This is a genomic window from Paenibacillus nuruki (genome assembly GCF_001721045.1).
GTDB classification, from domain to species: Bacteria; Bacillota; Bacilli; order Paenibacillales; family Paenibacillaceae; genus Saccharibacillus; species Saccharibacillus nuruki.
Genome location: NZ_MDER01000002.1, coordinates 87,863 through 108,422 on the forward strand (window position 1 = coordinate 87,863; position 20,560 = coordinate 108,422).

The 20,560-nt window shown below is 39.3% G+C and carries 20 protein-coding genes; 2 read left to right on the forward strand and 18 right to left on the reverse strand.

Annotated features, from left to right (window positions below; all coding sequences use genetic code 11):
- Positions 1-10 precede the first annotated feature (10 nt).
- From PTI45_RS00850 to def, 4 genes are all read right to left on the reverse strand, one after another.
- On the reverse strand, positions 11-991 hold the full coding sequence (locus PTI45_RS00850; RefSeq protein ID WP_069325657.1) for an ABC transporter permease: 981 nt from the start codon (positions 989-991) through the stop codon (positions 11-13).
- Positions 992-1,232: 241 nt separating this feature from the next.
- Complete coding sequence (locus PTI45_RS00855) at positions 1,233-2,768, reverse strand: response regulator transcription factor (protein ID WP_069325658.1); 1,536 nt, start codon at positions 2,766-2,768, stop codon at positions 1,233-1,235.
- A gap of 23 nt (positions 2,769-2,791) precedes the next feature.
- Positions 2,792-4,570, reverse strand: a complete 1,779-nt coding sequence (locus tag PTI45_RS00860) for a sensor histidine kinase (RefSeq protein ID WP_069325659.1) — start codon at positions 4,568-4,570, stop codon at positions 2,792-2,794.
- 253 nt (positions 4,571-4,823) lie between these two features.
- Entirely contained in the window at positions 4,824-5,399 is a 576-nt protein-coding gene (gene def, locus PTI45_RS00865) for a peptide deformylase (protein WP_069325660.1), read from the reverse strand.
- A gap of 326 nt (positions 5,400-5,725) precedes the next feature.
- On the opposite strand from def, the gene PTI45_RS00870 reads away from it, so the two are divergent.
- Positions 5,726-6,193 carry a MarR family winged helix-turn-helix transcriptional regulator gene (locus PTI45_RS00870; RefSeq protein WP_069325661.1) on the forward strand — a complete coding sequence of 156 codons (468 nt, stop codon included), beginning with the start codon at positions 5,726-5,728 and terminating at the stop codon, positions 6,191-6,193.
- A gap of 78 nt (positions 6,194-6,271) precedes the next feature.
- On the opposite strand, the gene PTI45_RS00875 is transcribed toward PTI45_RS00870, so the two are convergent.
- From PTI45_RS00875 to PTI45_RS00940, 14 genes are all read right to left on the reverse strand, one after another.
- Positions 6,272-6,589 (reverse strand): thioredoxin family protein, encoded by a 318-nt coding sequence (locus PTI45_RS00875; protein ID WP_069325662.1) that lies wholly within the window; start codon positions 6,587-6,589, stop codon positions 6,272-6,274.
- A gap of 151 nt (positions 6,590-6,740) precedes the next feature.
- Positions 6,741-7,514 (reverse strand): alpha/beta hydrolase, encoded by a 774-nt coding sequence (locus tag PTI45_RS00880; protein ID WP_069325663.1) that lies wholly within the window; start codon positions 7,512-7,514, stop codon positions 6,741-6,743.
- A 134-nt stretch (positions 7,515-7,648) separates the two neighbouring features.
- Positions 7,649-8,425 carry a ZIP family metal transporter gene (locus PTI45_RS00885; RefSeq protein WP_069325664.1) on the reverse strand — a complete coding sequence of 259 codons (777 nt, stop codon included), beginning with the start codon at positions 8,423-8,425 and terminating at the stop codon, positions 7,649-7,651.
- Positions 8,426-8,560: 135 nt separating this feature from the next.
- Positions 8,561-9,469, reverse strand: a complete 909-nt coding sequence (locus PTI45_RS00890) for an aldo/keto reductase (protein ID WP_069325665.1) — start codon at positions 9,467-9,469, stop codon at positions 8,561-8,563.
- A gap of 41 nt (positions 9,470-9,510) precedes the next feature.
- Positions 9,511-9,714 carry a YwbE family protein gene (locus PTI45_RS00895; protein WP_069325666.1) on the reverse strand — a complete coding sequence of 68 codons (204 nt, stop codon included), beginning with the start codon at positions 9,712-9,714 and terminating at the stop codon, positions 9,511-9,513.
- Positions 9,715-9,859: 145 nt separating this feature from the next.
- A complete protein-coding gene (locus PTI45_RS00900; protein ID WP_069325667.1) occupies positions 9,860-10,123 on the reverse strand; it encodes a YqkE family protein in 264 nt (87 codons plus the stop codon).
- Positions 10,124-10,191: 68 nt separating this feature from the next.
- Positions 10,192-11,520 carry a hemolysin family protein gene (locus PTI45_RS00905; RefSeq protein ID WP_069325668.1) on the reverse strand — a complete coding sequence of 443 codons (1,329 nt, stop codon included), beginning with the start codon at positions 11,518-11,520 and terminating at the stop codon, positions 10,192-10,194.
- A gap of 209 nt (positions 11,521-11,729) precedes the next feature.
- Positions 11,730-12,236 (reverse strand): hypothetical protein, encoded by a 507-nt coding sequence (locus PTI45_RS00910; protein WP_069325669.1) that lies wholly within the window; start codon positions 12,234-12,236, stop codon positions 11,730-11,732.
- 191 nt (positions 12,237-12,427) lie between these two features.
- Positions 12,428-14,116: a glycerol-3-phosphate dehydrogenase/oxidase gene (locus PTI45_RS00915; RefSeq protein WP_069325670.1), complete on the reverse strand. Its 1,689-nt coding sequence runs from the start codon at positions 14,114-14,116 to the stop codon at positions 12,428-12,430.
- 226 nt (positions 14,117-14,342) lie between these two features.
- Positions 14,343-15,320 carry an iron-hydroxamate ABC transporter substrate-binding protein gene (locus PTI45_RS00920; protein ID WP_069325671.1) on the reverse strand — a complete coding sequence of 326 codons (978 nt, stop codon included), beginning with the start codon at positions 15,318-15,320 and terminating at the stop codon, positions 14,343-14,345.
- Between the two features lie 182 nt (positions 15,321-15,502).
- Complete coding sequence (gene glpK / locus PTI45_RS00925) at positions 15,503-16,996, reverse strand: glycerol kinase GlpK (protein ID WP_069325672.1); 1,494 nt, start codon at positions 16,994-16,996, stop codon at positions 15,503-15,505.
- Positions 16,997-17,043: 47 nt separating this feature from the next.
- Positions 17,044-17,865 carry an MIP/aquaporin family protein gene (locus PTI45_RS00930; RefSeq protein ID WP_069325673.1) on the reverse strand — a complete coding sequence of 274 codons (822 nt, stop codon included), beginning with the start codon at positions 17,863-17,865 and terminating at the stop codon, positions 17,044-17,046.
- Between the two features lie 205 nt (positions 17,866-18,070).
- Positions 18,071-18,631 (reverse strand): glycerol-3-phosphate responsive antiterminator, encoded by a 561-nt coding sequence (locus PTI45_RS00935; RefSeq protein ID WP_069325674.1) that lies wholly within the window; start codon positions 18,629-18,631, stop codon positions 18,071-18,073.
- Between the two features lie 37 nt (positions 18,632-18,668).
- Positions 18,669-19,262: a DJ-1/PfpI family protein gene (locus PTI45_RS00940; RefSeq protein WP_217492684.1), complete on the reverse strand. Its 594-nt coding sequence runs from the start codon at positions 19,260-19,262 to the stop codon at positions 18,669-18,671.
- Positions 19,263-19,559: 297 nt separating this feature from the next.
- Between PTI45_RS00940 and PTI45_RS00945 the strand changes: the two genes are divergently transcribed.
- Positions 19,560-20,522, forward strand: coding sequence for a bile acid:sodium symporter family protein (locus tag PTI45_RS00945; protein ID WP_069325676.1), 963 nt, complete (start codon positions 19,560-19,562; stop codon positions 20,520-20,522).
- The last annotated feature ends 38 nt before the right edge of the window (positions 20,523-20,560 follow it).

A 20,560-nucleotide genomic window follows, 5' to 3' on the forward strand; every position in this document is an offset into this window, starting at 1 on the left:
TACGAATTATTTACATAATGCTTTCTTTGGTTGTTTTCTTGAAAATTCCATTAGCTGTAAACAACAAGATAATACTAATCACCGAGTTGAAAATACTAATAGCTGTACCGTAAGAATAACGGTTCATTTCCAATCCATATTTCAACGCGTATAAATCAAGCACTTGTGAATAATCCTGTACCAAATTGTTACCGAGCAAGAATTGCTTCTCAAAACCGATACTCACCAAATGTCCGATCGACATAATCAACAGCACGGTAATCGTGGTGCGCATACCTGGAAGTGTAATATGCCACATCTGACGGAAGCGTCCTGCTCCATCTACACGAGAAGCTTCATACTGTTCCTGGTCAATACCCGTGATAGCTGCAAGATAGATAATCGTATTCCAACCCATCTCTTTCCAAATATCTGAAGCGGTTACAATTCCCCAGAACCATTTGCCCTGAGCCATAAATTGAATCGGTTGATCTATAATATGCATCGATACTAATAGTTCATTGACAATACCACCATCAGTCGATAACGATTTGGTTACAATACCTGCTACAACGACCCATGATACAAAGTGAGGAAGATACGAAACGGTCTGTACCGTTCTTTTGAAAAACATCCCTTTCACTTCATTAAGTAAAATAGCGAAGATTACAGGAACAACGAATCCAAAAATCAGACCCATAAAGCTCATCGCTAACGTATTGCGGAGAGCTAAGTAAAACTGCTGATCTGCGAATAAGGCTGTAAATTGATCAAATCCAACCCACTTCTGATCAAAAAACGATTTGGCTGGCTTATAATTCTGGAAAGCCATGGTCCAGCCCCACAAAGGAACATAACTAAAAATAAATGCCCAGATCACAAACGGCAGTGACATCAGATAAAGATATCTTTGCTGTTTAAATAATTTCCAGAAGCCGCCGCCTCTTTTGATCGTTGTTTTGGATACTCGCTCTCCCTTTTTAGAAGAAGCACGCTTGGTTGTTGTGTCCATAATACAGTCCACCCTCCTATAATCGATCATTCATCCCTTACGGGTCCGCTTCTTCATCCCTATTGTCATACGACTTAGGGGTATATACCGATTATAAAAGAAAGCGCTTTCTATTTATACCTTCTAAATTATACATAAATTCATATAAAAATTAGATATCGCTTACATTACCAGTTTGAAAGTAAACTTATCCCTCCATAGCTTGTCCAAAATAGATTAAACACCCCCTGCTAATTAGTGATTAGGAGTCTGTACTTTCTTGATCTCGATACGCAGAAGGAGATATTCCTGTATATTTTTTGAATTTACTATGAAAATAATCAACATTTGCATAGCCAACTTGTGAAGCTACTTTATGCACTTTCATTCCTTGTGCCAACAATGATTTGGCTTGCTCTAACCGTACCTGATCTAGAAAATGGTTGAATGACTCACCCGTATGGGTTTTGAACATTTTGCCAAGATAAGCACTATTATAGTTAAAAATTTCAGCCAGCAGTTCAAGCTTGAGATTGTCACTGTAATTACGCTGGATAAAATCAGTCATCTGCTTCATCACCGATTCATGAGTCCCATGATTGATCGACTGTAACAATTGATCTAATCGACTCACCACCAGAGCAATCATCTGTTTGGTTGTAGATACAGCATACAATTCAGGAATCAAAGATAGACATTGTTGTACAGCCGATCCTGAACCTGGCACACTAGCAGGTAATCGACTAAGCGCCAGCGATAACACATGAGAACACAAGCTTTTTACTTCACGTTCGGATAAGCGAGCTTTCCAACATACATCACATAATTCATTCAGTACACGTTCTGCCGCAGCTAGATTGCGAATATCAACGGTGTAATAAAGACGATCTGACCATTCTCCTGCTAACGGAGCTTCAGCACTGGATTCTTCTTTTTTCCAGATTTCAGCCAGTTCTTTCGATAATACGCCATGATCATCAGACCAGAATCGTTGCCCCATAAAAGATAATGCTTCTTGATAGATGGAACGAAGATCCTCCTGATCGCTAACCACATCACTTGCCCCTAGATATATTTCAGGTTGAGCATGTAGAAGTGACCATAGCTGTTCTTTCAATTGTATTAATTCATGATTTTGGACATACGGCTTTTCGGTAAGTAGCCCGATATATTGACCTGCTCGAAAAATCAGGCGATGATGTTGATCGGAAGTACAATCTGAGAACTTCTGCAATTGAGCAAATAATTGAATACTTTCCTCACCATGCAAATGGCAAAACTCCAATATAATTATTTGGTAACGTTCCCAATCTAGATCAAGTATGTCCTCTCCTTGTTGAGAAGCAGAAGAAGATCCTAGAAATTGTTCTACTTTTTCATATAATGGTGTCTCAGGAATATGAACAATCATATCTTGCTGTTGCCGATGAAGAGATCCATACACACGGCGTAATTCATCTTGCATCTCATCTTCATCAACAGGCTTGAGTAAATATCCATCGACCCCGTATCCAAGTGCTTTACGTGCATACTCAAAGTCTGCATGTCCGCTCAAAATCAAGAAATGAGCATGTTGATACTGTTCTCGGATCTGTTCAATCACTTCCAGCCCGCTCATCCCTGGCATACGAATATCCATAATCGTCAAATCTGGTTTCCAACGCTCAAATTTTTGTAGTGCATCTCGTCCATTCACCGCAGCATCCACTACTTCAAATCCAATCTCGTTCCAATTAATAATTGTTTTTAGTCCTTCACGAATCGCCGGTTCATCATCTACGATCATTACTTTAAACATTATTTATTGCCCCCTGACTTTATTCAATCTGTTGCTGGTACTTTAAATGAGATTTGAGTGCCTTCTCCGATCATACTTGAGATATGAAGTCCATAGGACGCACCATAAGACAAAATCAAGCGCTGATGCACATTGCGTAGTCCGATACGATCGCCTTCCTGACTTTCATCCACTTTAAGAGAATTTTTGACCCATTGTAATCGTTCCTCTGATATTCCTGTTCCATTATCGATCACATCAATCATGACATCATGATCAATACGCAGTGTACGAATAATAATCAGTCCACCATTTTCACGGCTTTCCAGACCATGAATAATCGCATTTTCGACAAGTGGCTGAATAATCAGCGGCGGAATCGCTACATCTTTGGTCTGAGGATCAATCAGTAACTCATAATTCAATCGTTCGCCAAATCGGAACTTTTGAATTTCCAGATATGATTTAATTAATTCCATTTCACCTTGTAAGGTTGTATTTTTCATACCAATTTCTAAATTATTACGAATCAATTTGCCTAGTAAACGTACAATATAAGCGATTTCTTGCTCTCCGCGAATATGAGCTTTCATTCGGATCGATTCTAACGCATTAAATAAAAAATGCGGATTGATCTGACTGGCTAACATTTTAAAGCTAATTTCTTTTTGACTGACTTCAAGGCGAGTATTACGTTCATTGGATTCATATACTTGATCCATCAATGTCCGTATACTGACTACCATATCATTGAATTTACGTGATAATTGACCGATCTCATCGGCTCCTGCAATATGAGAGACCACTTTGAGGTCGCCGGTACCTACTTTGTTCATTTGACGGCTTAGACCGGATAGACGGCGTGTAATCAGGCGAGAGATCAAGTATAAGAACATTAATCCTGTACATAAAATTAACACCAGTAACCCAGTACCAATAAGAATAATACGATTCGAGTCTCGAACAATACTTTCATTCGCAAAGACTGAAATGATCTTCAAGCCATTGTCACTGCTTTCTGGCATCACTTCATCGACAACAATATTGGACAGTTGTCCTTTGACACTGCGTTCATAGATTCCTTTACCTTGTAGATCTGTTCCAATCCCTAACTCGGGGTCACCTAACGTTTTGCCGATTAAAGACACATCTTTAGCAGCGACTACATACCCGCTGTTATCCAGAATCATCGTCTCAAATGGCTCTGCACTCAATATCGAATTAAGATACGATTGGCTAAGTTCAATCACTAACACACCATTGGTTGTATAGTCAGTAAAATTAATTTTGCGTACCAGACTTAATTTTTTGGTCTCACTAATCTCCACATCATTACGATAGATCCAGTTGATTTTGCGACTATTGATAGCGGTCTGATACCATTTACTATCCCGTACTTCACTATTTACTTTCATAAACTCTAAATTATTTTGAATCGTATTATTAGTGGTATAGAATCGGATTGCTGAGATTTCAGAGTATAAGCGTAGATATTCTTGAAATTCTTGATAATTATTGTAAGCCACCACAAGATCATATACTTTGGTGTACCTTGTATTGACTACATCGCTAAGTCTGGAATCAAATAATAACTTATTGGAAATATCGATCGGTACACGTAACATCGTATCCATCTGGTTTTTGACACGTTCTACATTATTAGTGGTCTGTGCAATCGCATTGTCCAAAGCGGATTGTCTAAAATAATCGACTACAACCCCACCTATTCCCAATATAGGAAGCGCAACAATAAAAATGTATGCAAAAATCAATTTGTTTTTTATTTTCACATTATTAATTCGTTCAATAAACGGCTTCCACATGACTCACCCTACTTTCTACAACATCTGTTTGCCGTTTTAGATAAAACGCTTACAGAAATCAGAATCATACCATACTTTGAGATTTTGTTTCGTTCTATTTATCATATCATATAACGAATTTAAAAAGACTGCCTTCATAACAGCAGTCTTTTCACCGATATAATAATAACTTAGTTTATTAATAATATTAATCCATTTTCATCCATAATATCCAACGGTGTGTTATAATAAGAACATATAACCGCAATCTTCATTACAGTGGGCGGATAAATTCGACATCTGGCAAGCGGTTAGGATCTTTTTTATCCATGTGATCATAGAACATCACACCGTTCAAATGATCTAATTCATGCTGCATCACCACAGCTGCAAAACCTTTTAACTTCAAAGTAAACGGCTTACCCTCAGGATTAAATGCTTTAATTGTTATTTTCTCATATCGTGGTACGAACCCTTCTACATCACGATCAACCGACAAGCATCCCTCTCCATGCTCAAGATATACCATTGCTGTTGAATGGCTCACTAATTTGGGATTACAAAAAATATATTCCAGTTGACGATCTTGATCATCCGTAAAGTACACAACAAACACTCTTCCATTCCAACCAATCTGGTTAGCTGACAATCCAATGCCCGGACGTAGCCCATATTTTTCGGCTAACTGTTCATCCTGTGATTTTTTTAGAAATTCCATCATTCGATTCGCGCGTTTTCGATCTTCTTCTGATAATGGAAGTTTGACAGGATCGACCACTTTCCTCAAAATCGGATCACCTTCACGCACAATTTCATCCATCGTTATAAAAGAAAGTGAAGAATTATTCAATGTATAGCAGCCACCTTTATGATTTGTAATAGATTGGTCATCACACCAAATGATAGCCAAATACAATATTTTTAGTTTTAATTATAAAAAATGTTCAATTTTACGTCAATGATAACGTTTACTTGTCTCAATCTGTCGAATTTGCATTGACGATAGTATGGTAACAAATTACTATAATGTTAAGGAAGTTTTAAGAATGTTCGAAACCTTAGTATCTTTTTCATATTTACTTTCGTTTTTTACTGTTAATTGTTGTTGTATAGTGCAGTATGCAACGATAGTTAATTAAGAGTTTTATTTATATATATCGAAGGAGGATTTACAATTTGGAAACGTCTAATGAACTTCTCAAAAGTTATTTAACACTTGTGGATCGTATGCCACGTATTATGGAACTTCCCACCTTGATGAGACAACTTAAGTCCAATGCTACAGAAGTGTATATCCTACACTTCTTGCTAGCAAACGGCAGTCAATATGGTACAGACATTGTCCGGGCAACAGGTCTGACTACTAGTGCCGTTACACAAATCTGCGATAAGTTAGGACAAGAAGAGTTGATTGAACGTACACGATCCGATCAGGATCGCCGATATGTGAGTATTTCGATCACCAGTAAAGGTGAAGAAGCACTAGATGGCATGTACAAAATCATGTCTAATAAATTAGTTGAAAGTATTCGTGGTCTAAGTGATGATGAGGCTCATGAATTGTTAGGGCATTTCAGAAGTGTGGAACATTTAATTATGAAGCGTAAAGATTTAACGGTAAGTGAATTATCTGTACAAAGCTAATTATATCTCTATAGCATTATAATATGTATATAAAAACGTCCGAACGGAAATTATTCCATTCGGGCGTTTTTGTGTGTCTTACTCTACAGTTGCTAGATATTCAGCAACTTGGGTGGGTGTTTTAGCAAATTTACTATGCAAATGAGCGATTTTCTCACCATTGCGATATACCAATAAACTTGGGATACCTCTTACTTCATTTTGCTCTGCCAAATCTTGAAACTTCTCAGCATCCATGGCAAAAAACTGCTTATCGTTGTTTTTTTCGATAATATCGACCATAAAACGATCAAGCGTTTTGCAATCCGGGCACCAGTTGGTATCAAATTTGATCACAGTCAGGTCATCACCATTAATCAAATTGCGGTATTGATCTTCCGATTCTATTCTTTCCATTAGGAAGTGAAGCCTCCTTTAGATTTAGGATATTAAAAAGCAACAATAACTAAATATAATCTCTTAATATGAAGATGTTGCTATCTTTATTATCTGCTCTTTATGCCTATTTAGCAAGAATAGTATATGATCACTGGATTAAAAGGATTCATTATTTCAATAAACCGACTGTTTTTTTATCAAATAACCAGCCCATCAGATCAGGAAAACGCTGATAAAACGTTTCTGGATCATGATCATCACCTTTGATGCGTTCAAAGTAGAAATGTGATGCTGGAATATTATTTAACAAAATATCCACTGCTTCATCTGTACAGGTTTGAATCAAGCGCTGACGATTCGCTTTGCCTACACCTTCTAGATTGCCTAGATCCATATAGATCCGCAGATCAGAAGATAAATGCTGACGCTCTCTCATAAATTCGATAAAGCCTTCATACCAGAGCGAAGCCGACATTAATCCGATTCTACCAAATACATGGGGATAGACATAAGCGGCAAATAAAGACACCAGACCACCCAAAGACTTACCCACAATCCCTGTCATCTCTGGACGATCATCTGTATAAAAGTGCTGATCAATCCACGGTTTGATCTCATGGACAATCATATTCAAATATTCAGTTGCTCGTCCGCCAAAATCCCCATGACCCAATCCCGGATAAAGAGCACGTGCATACCACGGCGTATATTCAACCAGAGGATCATATGCAGTAATCCCTACTAGAATTAATTCAGGTAAAGTTCCAGCAGCAAAGCGTTGTTCTAAATTATATAATGTCCCGTTCAATACCAAATCAAATACATCTCCACCATCATGGACATATACCACTGGCAACGGATACGATGCTTTATCATAAGAAGGTGGTAAATAAATCAGCAAGTCTCTACCTGCGTACATTTCTGTAAAAAGTGTTCCCCGCATACGACTCTCTCCCCCTACTGATAATGATTATCAATTAGTATACCAAATGATTGAGAAGATGACAAAAAAAGCTTATCGATAGAATATACACCGAATAAGCTCTTTTTGTAACACAGCTAGAATGTGATTAACAATTACGATCCAATGCTTAATAATAGTGCTGTTAATAGACCTAGTGAAGCGATCAATCCTACTAATGGACCACCGTCTTCATAAGCTTCTGGCATCATCGTAGAACAGATCATGGCAATAATCCCTCCACCGGCAAAAGCACCGATACCTGCTTTGATCTCATTAGGTAGTAGTTCTAAGAATAGATAGCCTGCCATCGATGCTAATGCAGAGATCACTAACACGACTGCCCACATACCAAAAATCTTGCCTCGTGAGTAATGACTTTGCTTCAGTCCTACGGTACTGGATAACCCTTCAGGAATATTACTGACAAAGATAGAAATAACCAATACCAGACTAACACCTTGACCTGCAAGTAGACTAGCTCCGATCATAATCGATTCAGGAATTGCATCCATTACTGTACCGGCAAATATCCCAAGTCCACTTTGACTGCTTCCTTCTTTTTCTTTGGATGATGACGTAGACGATGAAGAAGGTTCTCCATTGCTCATATAGGAACGCTTACGGTTGGCTCCCCCTTTACGGGATATGTATAGATCAAATGCCGTATATACAATCGCACCTACCATAAATCCTATACCTGTTGCCCAGATCCCTCCATCTTCTACCGCATCCGATAGTAATTCAAAAGCAACCGCACCGATCAGTGTTCCCGTACCAAATGCCATGATCCAGCCGATAATCTTTTTGGGCATATTGAAATACATTGCAACTAAAGCTCCCAATAAAACAGCAGAGCCTGCTATCGCACCCCACATTAGCGCATTCCACATTGTTATTCTCCTCTCAACTACACTGTCTTATTATTAACCCAAAATAAGACCGTTAGACCGATATGAGCACAAAAAAATAGAATAATTATTTAAAATGCGAATATGAATGCTTTTTCATATATTTAACGATTAAGTTTAACGGTGTTGTGTGTATTGATTAGCCGGACGAATTGAACGAATCAATTGCAATTCATCATCGGTTAACGCAGGTGAAGAAGCTGCTTCTACGTTTTCACGAAGTTGCTGGGAAGAACTTGCTCCTGCTGCAAGTACAGCAACTGCTGGATGAGACAGTACATATTGAATAGCCGTCTGTGAAAGGCTTCTATCTGCCTGTGTAAGAGGTTCTAATTGTTGTCGTAGACTTACAACATCTTCCCCGCTAATGTCCAAGTAGCCCTTCTGTGCTTTGTCTTCACGTCCATCTGCTAATGCTCCACTTGCGACAGCTCCACGTACGATCGCACTGATCCCTTTTTGCGTGAGTAATGGCAATACTTCTTCTTCAGGACGACGATCCAAAATACTGTACTGACTCATGACACTGACAATATGCGAACGATCCACATATTCGCGAATAACATTCGGACGAATCGACGAAATACCATATTCGCGAATAAGCCCTTCTCTTTTTAATTGCGCAAAAGCTTCGATCGTTTCATCCATATTGTCATCCAATGTACCACCATGCAATTGATATAGATCAATATAGTCTGTCTGTAAGCGTCGTAAGCTGTCTTTCACAGCTTCCATAATATGCGCTTTGGAAGGATTCCAGACTAAGCCTTCTTGACCTTCTACACGGGTATTTCCTACTTTGCTAGCAATAATCACTTCACTGCGGCGACCTTTGATCGCTTTTCCAATCAATTCTTCGTTGTGCCCGTTATCATAAATATCAGCCGTATCCAAAAAGTTAATGCCTAGATCAAGCGCTTCATGAAGTAGCGGAATTACTTGGCTCTCGTCTGTTCCAAGAGACATACAACCTAGTCCAATCTCACCTACGATTAAATCGGATGTACCGAGTCTATTCTTTTTCATTAGTGATCATCCTTTCGACTGTTTCTACTAGACATTAAACATTACACGTTGCTATTAATAATATTTTTAACTCGTCCTACATCTCCTGATTGAAGACGCACTTTAATTCCATGTGGATGATTCGGTGAATTAGTCAAAATATCTTTGACAATCCCTCTTGTTAATTTATTGGTTCGTTGATCTTGTTTGAGTACAATATCGACTTCAATGCCTGGTTTGATATTTGCTCTTGTCTGCCCGCTCATAACTCATTCCTACTTTCTGTATTTAGCATGTGTATAACAAATGCCGATACGGCACTCCTGCGAGCACAATACCGGCATTTAGTTCATTTCTGTATACCTGTTCAAGACTATAATGCTTATAGATTCAGCACCATAACTGATCTATTTATTTGAACTTTTTCCAGTCTTGTTTGGTGTTTTCAAGCAAATATTCAAAATCGTTATCACGACGTTTTTGTTCTGCTTTACGTGCATCATCTGCTTCTTGTTGCTGTTGTTCTTTGCGTTGTTGCTCTTCGACTTTAAGCTCATTGGCTTGTGCTTTGAGCTTATCCAGTACATCAGCGCTTAGCATGTCTTTGAGTGTGGCTGGTCGATCTTGTGCTGGTGTAGCTGTCGGTCTTGCAGATGCTCTATTTTTCTTAGCCATCTATAATCACCTCTTTGAGTATACGAACTTGTTATAGTATACCATTCTCATGGAATAGACGAAAATGATTAGTCTTGCTCTTCTTCATATTCTTCCTCAAACGTAGTCACTTCGATTTCTTTGATATGACGATTTTCCATACGAGTCACCGTAAATTCATAATCTTCCACACGTACCGATTCACCTTCATGAATATTGAATTTCTGCGCCCAGATCCAACCACCAATCGTATAGGCTTCACCCGCTTCAATATCTGTGCCTAGACGACGATTCACTTCATGAATCAATGCTAACGGTTGTAGACGATAATGCTTGTCACCTAGCTTATGAATAGCAGGCGTAGCCGCGGGTTCGATATCGGACTTGGACGGAATATCACCAACAATTTCCTCCAAAATATCTTCCAATGTCACCATACCTGCTGTCCCACCATATTCATCTAGTAATACCGCCATATGAATATTTTGTTTTTGCATTTGTCCGAGCAATTCACGAGCAGGGACCGTCTCTATTAATTGTAGTACTGGCTTGATAAAGGGAGCGATAGGATCTGTTGGTGTATGCGGATGACTAACAGCATCGCGCAAGACTTCTTTGACATTGAGCAAACCAATAATTCGATCTTTATCTCCATCTAGAGCCACCGGAATAAGACTGTACGGTTCTTCTTTAACCAGCTCATAGAAGTCAGTCAACTGGGCTTCATGTCCAATATACTTCATCTCTGTACGTGGAACCATAATTTCACTACCGACTAATTCATCAAATTCAAATACATTATTCAAATAACGATATTCGGTCGGTGTAATATTTCCACTTTTGAATCCTTCAGACAGAGCGAACCGCAATTCAGCTTCACTTTGCGCTGCATCTTGCTCAGAGATCGGCTTAACTCCGAATAAACCTGTAATCAGACGTGCCGAACGACTTAACACCCAGTTAAACGGATATGTGATTCGGTAAAAGACCATCATCGGACGAGCAAAAAATAACGCCATCGGCTCTGCCAATTGAATCGCAAACGATTTGGGAACCAGTTCGCCGATCAACACTTCGAAATAGGTCAATAATAAGAAAGCAATAATAAACGATATAATCGATTCCAATCCTGCTGGTACTTGTACCCAAACAAATACAGGATGCAGTAATTCTTCAATTGTCGATTCCCCTAACCAACCTAGTGCTAGCGAGGTTAATGTTGTCCCCAACTGACAAGCAGATAGAAATTCATCCAATTTAGAAATAATATTCTGGACAGCGACTGCATTTTTATTGCCTTCTTCAGCCAGTTGATTAATCTTAGAAATACGTACACGAATAATCGAATATTCAGATGCTACAAAAAAGGCTGTTAATAAAATAAGCACAATAACCAATATCAAATTCAAAAATTCCATACCTTGCTCCCCTTTGTATGATCTATCTATATATAAGATCAATGTATGTATACATGTAGACATATGAAGTATATTACCCATTTTTGCTAATTATGCTTTAGAAAATTCAAAAAAAGGCTAGATATCAAGCACAAAAAAAGCGATCAGCATCCTATGTAGGGGCTAATCGCTTTTTTTTGTACTTTTCCTTTGGCACATCGTACGATATGTTATTTTACTTTATGCTTCCGATCTACTAACAACCATGCTCCACCTAATAGAAAAGCCAGTGCGATTAAAGGTTGTACAAATACCACATGATGCAACATCGAATCTAAAGAGAATACAGCCAAAAACAACAATCCCAATACCGTTAAAATATTAATCGGAATCAACAACCATTTGTTACGCGAACCTAACCAGTAAAATTCAAATAATCCTACTGCTACTGCCAGTATGTAACCCGGCCATACGACTGACCATAGATCAAATAATGCAGCAATCTGACTCACTACACCTGCTCCAAGTAAAATACCTCCTGGAATTAACAACCCTGTCTTTTTCGATTCCAAAAGCGAAAAGTGTAACCAATGAAAAAATAGCCCTAACGGAATCACAAATAGTGTTGGCCAAAATGTAGCAAAAATCGTACCTACTCCTGTCGATCCACCTGGATTCAAAAATAAATATACTCCTAATAACAACAATACTGGTGCAAGAACAGCCCGTTTAATCATAATCCTTACACACCCCTTTTCTATACCTTTTTTCTTAATTACACTGTAGCATATCTTGATCAGCAACTCATCAGTCTATAGAAGAAAAAGACCCTAGACTAAAGTCGTAGTTGACTACTCTAAATACAAAAAAAGACTCCCCCTATAAAGGAAGAGTCTTGGATTAGAGAACATTTATATTTCAATCCATTTTAAACAGCAAATTCGCTTTTAGTTGGAGCATCTGAAGGCACTACAGCATCATGTAAATGACCTTCTAGTTCATCTGTATAACGACGTTTTTGATCAGCTGTCCAGTTGAAGCGTCTAGACATATACTCGATCACAGGTTGTTTCCATTCATGTACCCAGTTGATATTGAAGAACAATGCGCCTGTACGACGGATAAAGAAATCGACAGGTTTTACAGTCATTTCTTCTTGAATCGCATAAGCAATACGTGCGCGAATATCTGCTGGTAATCCTAGCTCATCTGCAATCGGATCGGCTTGACGTACCAGATCAAATAATTTACTTACATTTGATCCGTAGAATCCTGCTAAATATTCAGCTTGTTCATGTGTTAAGCCTGCTTGTCTACCTTTATCCCCTTGTTGCAAAATAAAAGCAGGTAAGTTAGCGGAACCACCAACATCGCCACCAGACATCGCCATGTGTTTGGTCTGACAAGCTTTGAACTTTTTGCCTTGCTCTTTACCGATCAATTCAGCAGCTAGATCGATAACCATTTCAGCCATTTTACGATATCCGGTCAATTTACCACCTGCGATGGTGATCAATCCACTTGCCGATTGCCATACTTCATCTTTACGCGAAATTTCAGAAGGATCTTTACCTTCTTCATAGATCAGTGGACGTACACCTGCCCAGCTTGATTCGACATCAGCCGCTGTTACTTTAACTGTTGGGAACATATAGTTGATCGCTTTCAATACATAATCACGATCTTCCAGTGTCATTTGCGGATGAATAGGATCTGCTTTGTAGACCGTATCGGTTGTTCCTACATACGTTTTGCCATCTCTAGGAATCGCAAATACCATCCGACCATCTGGTGTATCAAAATACACAGCTTGTTCCAGTGGGAAACGCTCATGATCGATCACCAAATGAATTCCTTTCGTCATTTGTAACACTTTACCTTTTTTGGATTTATCCAATTGGCGAAGCGTATCCACCCATGGACCTGCTGCATTAATCACTTTACGTGCGAAAATGCTATATTCTTGACCGCTGATCGTATCGGTGACTTTAACACCTTTCAGCTTGCCATTTTCATAAATAAATTCAGAAGCTTTGGTATAGTTAGCTGCATAAGCACCACGTTTTACCGCTTCTTTGATCACTTCGATCGTTAAGCGAGCATCATCGGTACGGTATTCTACATAATAACCGCCACCTTGCAGACCGTCTTTTTTGATCAATGGCTCTTTACCCATTGTTTCTTTGACACTCAACATTTTGCGACGTTCATTTCTTTTGACGCCTGCTAAGTAATCGTATATACGTAGACCGATCGAAGTACTGAAGCTACCGAATGTTCCGCCTTTGTGGAAAGGAAGAAGCATCCATTCCGGTGTAGTGACATGCGGGCCATTTTCATAAACGACTGCACGTTCTTTACCCACTTCAGCTACCATTTTCACTTCAAATTGCTTCAAATAACGCAATCCACCGTGCACTAATTTGGTAGAACGGCTGGATGTACCTGCTGCATAATCTTGCATTTCGACTAGACCTGTTGTCATACCGCGTGTGACCGCATCTAGTGCAATTCCTGATCCAGTGATTCCGCCACCGATAACCAATACATCTAGTACTTCACTACTCATATGCTCCAAAGCATTTGCTCTATTTTGTGCCGAAAATGTTGTATTCATTTTTACGTCCTCCTTATTTTTAACGCTGTACATGGTTTATTTTACCAATCATAAGCAATAAAAAAGAGACCACGAATAATTACACTAAAACGGCTACTATCTACCGCGTGTACTCGTGGTCTCTCCAAAGTCTCATGACGTTATTATTAACTTGTTAACTCTATTGTACCATAGATGCTTTAGGGTAGCAAAGAATTTAGACAATTTTTTAGACATTTTGAGCGATCTATTGGGATTGAGTTAAGCTTTTCACAATATAATCAAACTGTGCATTCATTGAAATAGGATCGTTGAAATAATAGGCGACCGGATCAATTCGGTACACATGATTGCTTTTCACAGCCGGCAAGTCTTTCCATAGGCTACTGTTGTATACGGTGTTCCCGTCTTTATCATCATCTCCACCCCATGGTGAAGTGAAAATATAATCGCCTGCAAAATCAGGTAGATTTTCTAAAGAAATACTCGCAAAACCTGCACCGCTATCGATTCCTTCTTTTTGCATCATTGGTGTAGCTTTGAGACCTAGTGCTCCATAGATAATTTCTCCACCACGACCATAGGTATCACCCATAGCATAGATGCCTTTTGCATATGGCTGAAGAATAGAAATGGTTTTGTCACCTACAGCCGCTTGTACTTTAGGTTTGGCTTCCTTAATTTTAGATTCCCATGTTGCTGCTAAGTCTTTGGCTTTATCTTCTGTACCTGTCATTTTGCCGATTTCTTGTAATTGCTCTTGATACGTATATTGACCATACTTAATCGCTACTGTAGGTGCAATTTGCTGATATTTTTCTATATTCGCATCATTATCCCAGACGACAATCAAGTCTGGATCCAGGGCTAATATTTTTTCTACATCTGGCTTATCGCCAAGATTAGTGACACCTTCTGTTGACTCTTTCAAAAATGTACTTTGAAAAACATAATCGATCGTTGCAATAGGCTTAATCCCTAGCGCATATAAATACCCATAATAACTATCTGCAAGTACTACAGCACGCTGAGGATGGTTAGGAACCTTAACTTCTCCATTTGCCGCTTGATATGTAATGGTGGAATCAGTCACTGGTGCAGGTGTATCTGTTGATGTTGGTGCAGATGTCGAAGCTGTTGGTGTTGTACTTTGACCACAAGCTACTAGAATTGCCACACAGAGAATTGTGGTGAAGATCATACCGAATGTTTTGAAAATAGACATGCTCTATAACCGCCTTTTATTTATAGTATATGATTCTTTCAAATGATAAAGATTATCATTATCATTTGAAATGTTAGCATATTATAAATGGTATTGCATTAACTTTTTGAAAATAGGCAGAGCAAAACCCCTTCTCTTACTGCGAGAAAGGGTTCTACTTTAGAGCTATAAAAATGGATCGTTTATTTGAAAGCCATAGTTGCATGAACCGCTTTTTGCCAGCCAGCATATAGACTTTCACGACGAGATTCTTCCATATTCGGTGTAAATTGATCGTTCAATTCTTCATGTGTTGCTGCAATCTCATCTAGACTTGTCCAGTATCCTGTTGCAAGTCCTGCAAGGTAAGCGGCGCCTAAAGCAGTTGTCTCATTCACTACAGGACGATCTACAGGAACACCCAGAATATCGCTTTGGAACTGCATTAAGAATTTATTCTTCACTGCCCCACCATCCACTTTAAGTGATTCGACTTTGAGCCCTGTATCACTTTCCATAGCGGTTAATACATCTTTGGTCTGATACGCTAATGACTCAAGTGTTGCACGGATAAAGTGTTCTTTGGTTGTGCCACGGCTAAGACCGAAAGCCGCTCCACGGACTTCACTATCCCAGTATGGACTTCCTAATCCGACAAAAGCAGGGACAAGATATACGCCATCTGTCGATTCTACACGAGCAGCATAAGCTTCACTGTCTGCGGCATCACGGAACATACGTAGACCATCACGTAACCATTGAATAGCAGAACCAGCTACAAAGATACTTCCTTCTAGCGCATAATGAATTTTGCCGTCTACACCGCAAGCAATCGTTGTAATTAGACCATGCTCTGAACGAATCGGTTCTTCCCCTGTGTTCATCAGCATAAAGCAACCTGTACCGTATGTGTTTTTGATCGATCCTTTTTCATAGCAAGCTTGTCCGAACAATGCAGCTTGTTGATCTCCTGCTGCGCCAGCAATCGGAATATTTTGACCAAAGAAATGATAATCAACGGTATGTGCATAGACTTCGGAAGACGGACGTACTTCTGGCAACATGGAAGCAGGAACACCCAAGATATCCAGTAATTCTTCGTCCCATTTCAGCTCATAAATATTGTACATTAAAGTACGAGAAGCATTGGAGTAATCCGTCACATGTGCTTTACCACCAGATAATTTCCAGATGAGCCATGTATCAATCGTACCGAACATCAATTCACCACGTTCTGCACGTTCACGTGTACCTTCTACATGATCCAGAATCCATTTGACTTTGGTACCAGAGAAATAAGGATCGATTAACAATCCTGTTTTGTCACGGAATGTCTGTTCAAGATCACGTTTTTTAAGATCATCACAAATTTCAGCACTTTGACGAGATTGCCATACCAGTACGTTATAGACTGGATCACCTGTTTTACGATCCCAGACTACTGTCGTTTCCCGTTGGTTTGTAATACCGATTCCTGCGATCTGTACAGGCTTGATACCCGATTCAGAAAGGCAAGAAGCGATAACCGCTAGAATTGAACTCCAAATTTCGTTCGCATTTTGCTCAACAGTACCTGGTTTAGGGAAATATTGCGGGAATTCACGTTGTGCCATATACACAATTTCACCTTTTTTGTTAAACAAAATTGCGCGTGAGCTTGTTGTTCCTTGATCCAGTGCCATAATATATTTTTCCATAAATAAGTTCCTCCTCGAGTGATATACGTAATATGAATGTATTTAATTTAAGCTGTTGCTTTGTGAGAAACAGAATCTTGTGTTTTGCGACCTGAACGATGAGCGACAAATAAACAAACAGCCGTCACCACTAACAGCACCCATAATATCGGTGTGCTTTGACCCTGGAATACATTTTTGTAAAATAAGCCGCCAATTGAACCGCCTAACAATGGGCCGATAAATGGAACCCAAGCATATCTCCAATTGGAAGGTCCTTTGCCTGCAATCGGTAATAAAGTATGCATCAGACGAGGTCCGAGATCACGCGCTGGATTAATCGCATATCCGGTTGTTCCTCCAAGCGATAAGCCGATACTAACGACTAATAAACCTACAATTAATGGATGAACACCTTCTGTAAATTGATTTGCACCCATAGATAACAATACCATGACAAAAATAAATGTACCGATAATTTCACTCAACATATTTCCCACAGGATGCTTAATCGCTGGAGACGTTGAAAATACGCCTAATTTGGTAGCCGCATCTGGAGTTGCTTTCCAGTGTGGTAAGTATTGTAAGTAGACCAGCAATGCACCTGCCATCGCTCCGATCATCTGTGCCAAAATATACGATGGAACTTGACTCCATGCAAAATCGCCATTAAACGCAAGTGCTAAAGTTACAGCTGGATTCAAGTGTGCGCCACTAATATCGCCTACGGCATACACCGCCATTCCAACTCCAAGACCCCAACCTGCAGTGATAACCATCCAGCCTGAACTTTCTGCAAATGATCCTTTTAAAGCAACACCTGCAGAAACGCCAGCACCTAATGCAATAAGAATCATGGTTCCTACTAATTCAGCTATAAATGGTGACATTAAATTCCCTCCATTCAAAGTAGCAAGTTATTTCAACCGATAGACAACAGAAAAAGCCACTGCAAACCACCCCATTAGGTACAGGGGGTCTTTGCGTGGCTCTCCGGTTCTCCGTCACATTATTAACTTGATAAGTTCATCATATCGTAACATGTAAGCGGTGTCAACATGACAATTTTCATGTGATCTTCATGATTGGTGTTTTTCACTTGTCTGTACGGTAGTGAGCAAACAGATGATCGTTAGATGTCGTCACCGCTGTAGCACCTGCCGCAAGCGCCTGTTCTACATCATCAGCAGTCCGAATTAAGCCTCCTGCAAAAACAGGGATATTCGCCCGTTCAATCACTTCTTTAATCATATGTGGCACTACACCCGGCAACACTTCGATATAATCAGGTTGCGTTTTTTGCAGTAGAGCATAACTTTTTTCTAATGCGATTGTATCCAGCATAAATACACGCTGAATCGCAATTACCCCTTTTTGCTTGGCTTTCAAAATCATATTACCACGCGTAGAAATAATCCCATGAGGCTTAATTTCCTGACATAAGTATTCTGCGGCATATTCATCGTTTTTAAGCCCGTGTACCAGATCGGCATGCAAAAACATTTTCTTCTGATGTTGATTTGCCATTTTATAAATATTTTTGAGTTGTGCAATATGAGTATCCAAAAACACACCATATTCATACGAACTGGATAAGATTTGTTCGAATTGCTTCATACTTTTGGCTGCTGGCAAAATCGCCTGACCGTGAAACATCGTTAATCACTCTTTTCTCCATAATAAGTGCTTTCTGTTACATCTCAATATCTATATCCATTCGTCTAATCACTGTACGAGCACACTCTATATTAACCCATTTACTTACAATATGTAATGCCAAATGAATCCCTGCGGAGATGCCTGCGGAGGTCATAATCGATCCTTGATCTATAAATTTCACACCTGATTTGACGATTACTTCAGGATAATCTTGTTGTAACCGATCAAGATCCATCCAGTGTGTGGTGGCTTCCCGTCCATCCAATAATCCCGCTTCTGCTAACACCAATGCGCCTGTACAGATAGAAGCTAGTACCTTGACCTGAGTGGCTTGTGTACGAATCCACTCGATAATCACTGGATCATGAATAATGATCTCTTCCGCCCCATACCCGCCCGGAATAATCAAAATATCAAGTATTGGCATATCTTGAATCGCATAGTCAGGTTGTACTTTTAATCCATTACGAGCGCTGATAAGTTCACCATCTGGAGATAACGTATGGACTTGAAATAATTTCTGCTTATCCACAGTCTCAGCAAGCGAAAATACTTCAAATGGTCCTGCAAAATCCATCACTTCTACTTCATCAAATAACAAAATACCGACTTGATAACGCTGAGCAATATCATTGTTTGTAGGCATATTTGACTCTCCTTTTTATCAAATGAAATAGACAGTTATCACGATTACTCTGATGGTGATGAGGTTACGAGTTGGCTTTTATGTATCTATCATGCCTTATATGTGAAATAAAAAACAATAGCCATGTAAAATCTTTTATAGTAAAATTTGCATACTTTAGTTTTTACGCATTAAAGCGTTGGTGGAGAATAATATAATTAAGGTGCTATCTACCTGAATATTATTGTCGAGACAATCAACGTTGGATGAACTATATTACGTAGAATAGGAGATCACATCATGAATGCTGTTGCCAAAGTAAGTAAGTTTGTAGGGGATACCTTTTCGATCTGGGTAATATTGTTTGCTTTACTTGGATTTTTTATGCCCACTTTATTTACCGGTTTGAAAGGACAGATTTCGTTATTGCTTGGAATTGTGATGTTTGGTATGGGGTTAACATTATCTTCCGCTGACTTCCGCGAAGTTTTTCGCCGTCCACTGGATGTAGCGCTCGGGGTAGTTGGACACTATATTATTATGCCTTTACTTGCGTATGGTCTAGCGATTGCGTTACAACTTCCACCGGATATTGCTGTAGGTGTTATTCTAGTCGGTTGTTGTCCAAGTGGAACATCTTCTAATGTGATGACTTTTCTATCTAAAGGAGATGTAGCGCTTGGGGTATCTATTGCTTCTGTATCGACTTTGATTGCTCCACTAGCTACACCTGCGATGATCTCATTACTTGCTGGACAATGGATGGATATCAGTGCGAGCAGTCTTATTCTTGATATTCTTAAAGTGGTTATCGTTCCGATTGTACTGGGTGTAATCGTAAAATCATTATTTCGCAAACAAGCTGAAGCAGCTACCGTGGCGTTGCCTTTTGTATCTACACTCGCAATCGTACTGATTGTCTCGATAGTGGTCGGTTTAAATCGTGACAAAATCGTAGAAACAGGATTATTGATTTTCCTAGTAGTGATTTTACATAATGGGCTAGGATATCTGCTTGGTTATTTATTTGCCAAAGCGATCCGTATGAATCCTGCTCAACGTAAAGCGATCGTTTTTGAGACTGGTATGCAAAATTCAGGGCTAGGTGCAAGTCTTGCCGCAGCTCACTTTAATCCTTTAGCGGCTGTTCCAAGCGCAATCTTCAGTGTATGGCATAATATTTCCGGATCATTGTTAGCCACATGGTTTGCACGTCGCGCTGCTAAAGAAGAGCAACAGACAACCGATTGGATTAAGAAATAATAACAGCTAAAAAATGATCTTGTTCCCTTCTGGAGATG